Annotated in this window: 6 protein-coding genes; all 6 read left to right on the plus strand. The window is 70.6% G+C overall.

Translation table 11 applies throughout. The features are described from left to right. Positions 1–94 precede the first annotated feature (94 nt). Complete coding sequence (gene gad / locus DQP56_RS21995; protein ID WP_112689050.1) at positions 95–1483, plus strand: glutamate decarboxylase; 1389 nt, start codon at positions 95–97, stop codon at positions 1481–1483. A gap of 133 nt (positions 1484–1616) precedes the next feature. After that, entirely contained in the window at positions 1617–2777 is a 1161-nt protein-coding gene (alr, locus tag DQP56_RS22000) for an alanine racemase (protein ID WP_112689052.1), read from the plus strand. Beyond that, positions 2767–3876, plus strand: a complete 1110-nt coding sequence (locus DQP56_RS22005) for an alpha/beta fold hydrolase (protein ID WP_112689054.1) — start codon at positions 2767–2769, stop codon at positions 3874–3876. The genes alr and DQP56_RS22005 overlap by 11 nt, the downstream gene beginning before the upstream one ends. Further along, entirely contained in the window at positions 3869–4324 is a 456-nt protein-coding gene (gene tsaE, locus DQP56_RS22010; RefSeq protein WP_112689056.1) for a tRNA (adenosine(37)-N6)-threonylcarbamoyltransferase complex ATPase subunit type 1 TsaE, read from the plus strand. Before DQP56_RS22005 ends, tsaE begins: the two co-directional genes overlap by 8 nt. Then, on the plus strand, positions 4324–5403 hold the full coding sequence (gene tsaB / locus DQP56_RS22015) for a tRNA (adenosine(37)-N6)-threonylcarbamoyltransferase complex dimerization subunit type 1 TsaB (protein ID WP_112689060.1): 1080 nt from the start codon (positions 4324–4326) through the stop codon (positions 5401–5403). The genes tsaE and tsaB overlap by 1 nt, the downstream gene beginning before the upstream one ends. Further along, positions 5400–6207, plus strand: an 808-nt coding sequence (gene tsaD / locus DQP56_RS22020; RefSeq protein WP_112689058.1) for a tRNA (adenosine(37)-N6)-threonylcarbamoyltransferase complex transferase subunit TsaD, incomplete at its 3' end; no start/stop codon positions are given. The genes tsaB and tsaD, both read left to right, overlap by 4 nt.

The raw sequence follows: 6207 nt of genomic DNA on the forward strand, positions 1-6207 counted from the left end.
CCGACCCCGGACCCGGCGACACCCCCACGTCGGCGTCGCGCATCCTGGCCCACATCCGCACCGCTCTGGCCGAGCTCTGAGAAGAGGAGTCGCTGTGACCCATTCCCACCCGTCCGTCCCCGCGCACACCATCGCCCCGGCCTATACCGGGCGGCTGTTCACCTCACCGGTCCCGGCGCTGCGGATGCCCGACGAGGCGATGGAGCCGCAGGCCGCCTACCGCTTCATCCACGACGAGCTGATGCTCGACGGCAGCTCCCGGCTGAACCTGGCCACCTTCGTCACCACCTGGATGGACCCGGAGGCGTCGGCGCTGATGGCCGAGTCGTTCGACAAGAACATGATCGACAAGGACGAATATCCGGCCACCGCGGCCATCGAGCAGCGCTGCGTGGCCATGGTCGCCGACCTGTTCCACGCCGAGAACCTGCGCGACGACGACCCCGCCAGCGCCATCGGGGTGTCCACCGTCGGCTCGAGTGAGGCGGTGATGCTCGGCGGGCTGGCGATGAAATGGCGGTGGCGACAGCGCGTTGGCGATGACTGGCGCAACCGCACCCCGAATCTGGTGATGGGCTCCAACGTGCAGGTGGTGTGGGAGAAGTTCTGCCGCTACTTCGACGTCGAGCCCCGCTACCTGCCGATGGCGCAGGGCCGCTACGTGATCACCCCGGAGCAGGTCGTCGACGCCGTCGACGAGAACACCATCGGGGTGGTGGCGATCCTGGGCACCACCTACACCGGTGAACTGGAGCCCGTCGAGCAGATCTGCGAGGCGCTGGACGCCCTGGCCGCCGGCGGGGGAGCGGACGTGCCGGTGCACGTGGACGCGGCCAGCGGCGGGTTCGTGGTGCCGTTTCTGCACCCGGGCCTCAAGTGGGACTTCCGGCTGCCGCGGGTGGTGTCGATCAACGTCAGCGGCCACAAGTACGGGCTCACCTACCCGGGTATCGGGTTCGTGGTGTGGCGGGGCGCCGACTATCTGCCCGAGGAACTGGTGTTCCGGGTCAACTACCTGGGCGGGGACATGCCCACCTTCACGCTGAACTTCTCCCGACCGGGCAACCAGGTCGTCGGCCAGTACTACAACTTCCTGCGCCTGGGTCGCAGCGGCTACACCGAGGTGATGCGGACGCTTTCCGACACCGCCCGCTGGCTGTCGCACCAGCTGGCCGCGAGCGAGCACTTCGAGGTGATCAGCGATGGGTCGGCGATCCCGGTGGTCAGCTGCCGCCTCGCGGGTGATCGTGGCTACACCGAGTTCGACGTCTCCCACGAGCTGCGCACGTACGGCTGGCAGGTGCCGGCCTACACCATGCCCGAGGGCGCCGAGGACGTCGCCGTGCTGCGCGTGGTGGTGCGCGAGGGGCTCTCCGCAGACCTCGCCCGGGCGCTCTTCGATGACACCCTGAAGGCGGTGACCGCCCTGGACCGGCTCAAGCCCGGGGGCCATTTTGACGATCAGCAGCACTTCGCCCACTGATTTTGGGTCCCGGCAGCCCTTTTTTCCGCCGAGTGTGTAACTGCTGCGATTTTCCGGCCGACTTTTCGCAGTGGTTACACGTTCGGCGGGGGGACGGGGGCATCCGGCGGGTTCTGGGACAATCGAGACCGACATGACTGTGACATCCCGAACGGCGGGTCTGCTCGGCGAAGCCCTGGTGGACCTGGATGCCATCGCCCACAACGTGCGGGTGCTGTCCGACCAGGCCGGCGCCGCCGAGATGATGGCCGTGGTCAAGGCCGACGGCTACGGCCACGGCGCCGCCCAGGTGGCGAGAGCGGCATTGGCGGCCGGAGCAGCCGAACTCGGGGTCGCCACCGTCGATGAGGCGCTGGCGTTGCGGGCGGCCGGTATCGCCGCCCCGGTACTGGCGTGGCTGCACGGCCCCGACACCGACTTCGCGCCCGCCCTGACCGCCGACGTGCAGATCGCGGTCTCCTCGGTGCGGCAGCTCGACGAGTTGCTCGACGCCGTGGCCCGCACCGGGCACACCGCCACGGTGACGGTCAAGGCCGACACCGGCATGAACCGCAACGGCATCGGCGCCGCCGGCTACCCCGAGCTGCTGGGTGCGCTGCGCCGCGCTGTCGCCGACGACGCGATCCGGGTGCGGGGGCTGATGTCGCACCTGGCCTGCGCTGATGAAGCCGACAACCCGGTGAACAACGTTCAAGCACAACGGTTCTCCGATATGCTCGCGCTGGCCCGCGATAAGGGCCTGACGTTCGAGGTGGCCCACCTCGCGAATTCTGCCGGGGTGATGACCCGGCCGGACCTGGCCTTCGACATGGTGCGGCCCGGTATCGCCGTCTACGGGCTCAGCCCGCTCCCCGAGCGTGGCGACATGGGCCTGGTCCCCGCCATGACGCTGAAATCCATTGTGGTGCTGGTCCGCTCGATCAAGGCCGGCGAGGCGGTCTCCTACGGGCACACCTGGACCGCCGCGGCCGACACCACGCTGGCGCTGGTGCCGATGGGCTACGCCGACGGGGTGTTCCGCCCGCTGAGCGGCCGGTTCGACGTGCTGATCAACGGCCGGCGCCGGCCCAGCGTCGGACGGGTCTGCATGGACCAGTTCGTCGTCGACCTCGGCCCCGGGCCGGTCGACGTGACCGAGGGTGACGAGGTCATCTTGTTCGGGCCCGGAACCAATGGCGAGCCGATCGCCCAGGACTGGGCCGACGCGCTGGGCACCATCCACTACGAGGTGGTGAACTCACCGCGCGGACGGGTCGCCAGAACCTACCGGGGGGCCGGGTCCGATGGCCGTTAAGCGGCGGCGCGCCCGGCTGCGAGCCGGTGGCTGGCTGGCCGGGGCGGCCGGGCTGACCGCTGTCGGCACCATCGCCGGATCCACCATCGCGCGCTCGCTGACCCGCCGCACCACCGCCGACGATCCCTATGCCGCTGAGGATTTCGAGATCCTGGTGCACGACCACAGTTCGGTGGTGGTCACCGACGACGGCGTCGAACTGGCGGTCCGCGATGTGGGCCCCCGCAACGCGCCGCTGACCGTGGTGTTCGCGCACGGTTTCTGCCTGCGGATGGGCTCGTTCCACTTTCAGCGGGCGCGGCTGACCGCCGAATGGGGTCGCCAGGTCCGGATGGTCTTCTACGACCAACGCGGCCACGGTGATTCCACGGTCGCCCCGCCGGATACCTACACCGTGCCGCGGCTCGGTCAGGATCTGGAGGCGGTGCTGACCGCGACGGTGCCGCGTGGGCCGGTGGTCTTGGTCGGGCATTCGATGGGCGGCATGACCGTGTTGTCGCATGCCCGGCAGTTTCCGCAGCGCTACCGCAACCGGATCGTGGGTGCGGCATTGATCTCCTCGGCGGCCAAAGGTGTTTCCCGATCACCGTTGGGGGAGATCCTGCGCAACCCGGCCCTGGAGGCGGTTCAGTTCACCGTGCGCTACGCCCCGGGCCTGGTGCACCGCGGCCGCGGTGCGGCCCGCCGGGTGATCGCGCCGATCCTGCGCGCCGCCTCCTACGGCACCGACCAGATCAGCCCGAGCGTGGTGGCGTTCTCCGAGGAGATGATGCACACCACCCCGGTGGCCACCATGGTGGGTTTCCTGCACGCACTGGAGGTGCACGACGAGAGTGCCGCACTGGAGACGTTGGCCAAGATCCCGACCCTGGTTGCCTGCGGCGACCGCGATCTGCTCACCCCGGACGGCTACTCACGGGCGATGGCGGCCGCGCTGTGGGACTGTGAGCTGGTGATCGTGCCCGGAGCGGGGCACCTGGTGCAGCTGGAGGAACCCGACATCATCGACGACGCGCTGGTGCGGCTGGTGGAGCGGGCCACCCCCCGCCGGGTCACGCTGACCCGCCGACTGCGCCGGAAGGCCGGGCGCAGTGGCTGACACGCAGCACCTGGCGACGCCCGAAGACACCGTGGCGCTGGGAACACGCCTGGGCGCGCAGCTGCGCGCCGGCGATGTGGTGGTGTTGTCCGGACCGCTCGGTGCCGGAAAGACGGTGCTGGCCAAGGGGATCGCCATAGCACTGGACGTCGAGGGTCCGGTCACCTCGCCGACATACGTGCTGGCCCGCGAACATCGGGCCCGCCGGCCCGGTGACCCGGCGATGATCCACGTCGACCTCTACCGGCTGCTCGACGAATCGGGACTGGACCTGCTGGCTGAATTGGACTCGCTGGATCTGGATACCGAACTCGACGACGCCGTCGTCGTGGTGGAGTGGGGCGAAGGACTGGCCGAGCGACTCTCGGAGCGGCACCTGGACATCCGGCTGGACCGCGGCGCCGACACCGAGACCCGCACCGCGACCTGGCGATGGCACACACCATGATCGGGGCGATCCTGACCATCGACACCGCCACGCCAGCGGTCACCGCAGGACTCGTGCTAGCGGAGACGGGCCGGCGCAGCGTGCTCGCCGAGCGGGTCACCCTGGATGCGCGCGCGCACGCCGAGCGGCTCACCCCCAATGTCATTGCCGCACTGGCCGACGCCGGGCTGGGCATGAACGATCTGACGGCGGTGGTGGTGGGCTGCGGGCCGGGGCCGTTCACCGGGCTGCGGGTCGGCATGGCCAGCGCCGCCGCCTACGGACATGCGTTGGGCATCGCTGTCCACGGAGTCTGCAGCCTGGACGCCATCGGGGTCTGCACCACCGGAGCAACCCTGGTGGTCACCGACGCACGGCGTCGCGAGGTGTACTGGGCGCGCTACCGCGACGGGGTCCGGGTGGCCGGCCCCGCGGTCAGTTCCCCGGCCGACGTCGACCTCGGCGACGCCGCGGCGGTGGCCGGTTCGCCGGCGCACGCCGGCCTGTTCGGCCTGCCGGTGATCGACGTGGCCTATCCCACACCGATGGGACTGGTTGCGGCGGTACGTGATTGGGACAGCGAGCCGGCGCCGCTGGTGCCGTTGTACCTGCGGCGCCCCGATGCCAAACCACGCGATGCTGCGGTGGTGCCGGTGGTGATCGGTGCGCTGCTCGACAGCGATGCGGCGCGCTGCGCCGAACTGGAGGCCCAGCTGTTCGGCGGTGACGACCCGTGGCCGCCCGCGGCGTTCCGCCGGGCCATCGGCGCCGCTGACCACCACTATGTCGCGGCCCGGCTCGGTGACCGGCTGGTCGGCTACGGCGGGATCGCCCGGCTGGGACGCACCCCGCCGTTCGAGTTCGAGGTACACACCATCGGGGTGGACCCGGCTCACCAGGGCCGTGGCATCGGACGGCGGCTGCTGGCCGACCTACTGGAATACGCCGACGGTGGCGTCGTGCACCTGGAGGTCCGTACCGACAATGCCGCGGCGATCGGGCTCTACCGCGACGTCGGCTTCGTCGAGACCGGTGTGCGCAAGCGCTACTACCGCAACGGCGCGGACGCCTACCTGATGCGGCGGGAGGCGCTCTCGTGACAACAGTTCTGGCCATCGAATCCTCGTGCGATGAAACAGGTGTCGGCATCACCCGGCTGGCGGCCGACGGCACGCTGACGCTGTTGGCCGACGAGGTGGCCTCCAGCGTCGAAGAGCACACCCGGTTCGGCGGGGTGGTGCCCGAGATCGCCTCGCGCGCCCACCTGGAGGCGCTGGGCCCGACCATGCGCCGGGCACTCGAGACGGCCGAGGTGCAACGCCCCGATGCGGTGGCTGCCACCATCGGGCCCGGCCTGGCCGGCGCGCTGCTGGTGGGCGTGGCCGCGGCCAAGGCCTATGCGGCCGCCTGGGGGGTGCCGTTTTACGCGGTCAACCACCTGGGCGGGCATCTGGCGGCCGACGTCTACGCCCACGGGCCGCTGCCCGAGTGTGTGGCCCTGCTGGTCTCCGGCGGCCACACCCACCTGCTGCACGTGCGATCGCTCGGGGAGCCGATCGTGGAGCTGGGCAGCACCGTCGATGACGCCGCGGGGGAGGCCTACGACAAGGTGGCCCGGCTGCTTGGGCTGGGTTACCCGGGCGGGCGGGTGCTCGACGAGCTGGCCCGCACCGGCGACGCCGGCGCCGTGGTGTTCCCGCGTGGGATGACCGGTGCGCGCGACGCCCCCTATGCGTTCAGCTTCTCGGGGCTCAAAACCGCGGTGGCCCGCTACGTGGAGGCCAACCCCGACTTCGTCCCCGCCGATGTGGCGGCCGGCTTCCAGGAGTCGGTGGCCGACGTCTTGACGGCCAAGGCGGTGCGGGCGGCCACGGAGCTGGGGGTGTCGACGCTGCTGATCGCCG

Source organism: Mycolicibacter senuensis, from assembly GCF_003284925.1.
Classification (GTDB): domain Bacteria; phylum Actinomycetota; class Actinomycetes; order Mycobacteriales; family Mycobacteriaceae; genus Mycobacterium; species Mycobacterium algericum_A.

Coding starts and splice junctions, on each gene's coding strand:
- alr (WP_112689052.1), top strand. CDS start 1,617: ATGACTGTGACATCCCGAACGGCGGGTCTGCTCGGCGAAGCCCTGGTG.
- DQP56_RS22005 (WP_112689054.1), top strand. CDS start 2,767: ATGGCCGTTAAGCGGCGGCGCGCCCGGCTGCGAGCCGGTGGCTGGCTG.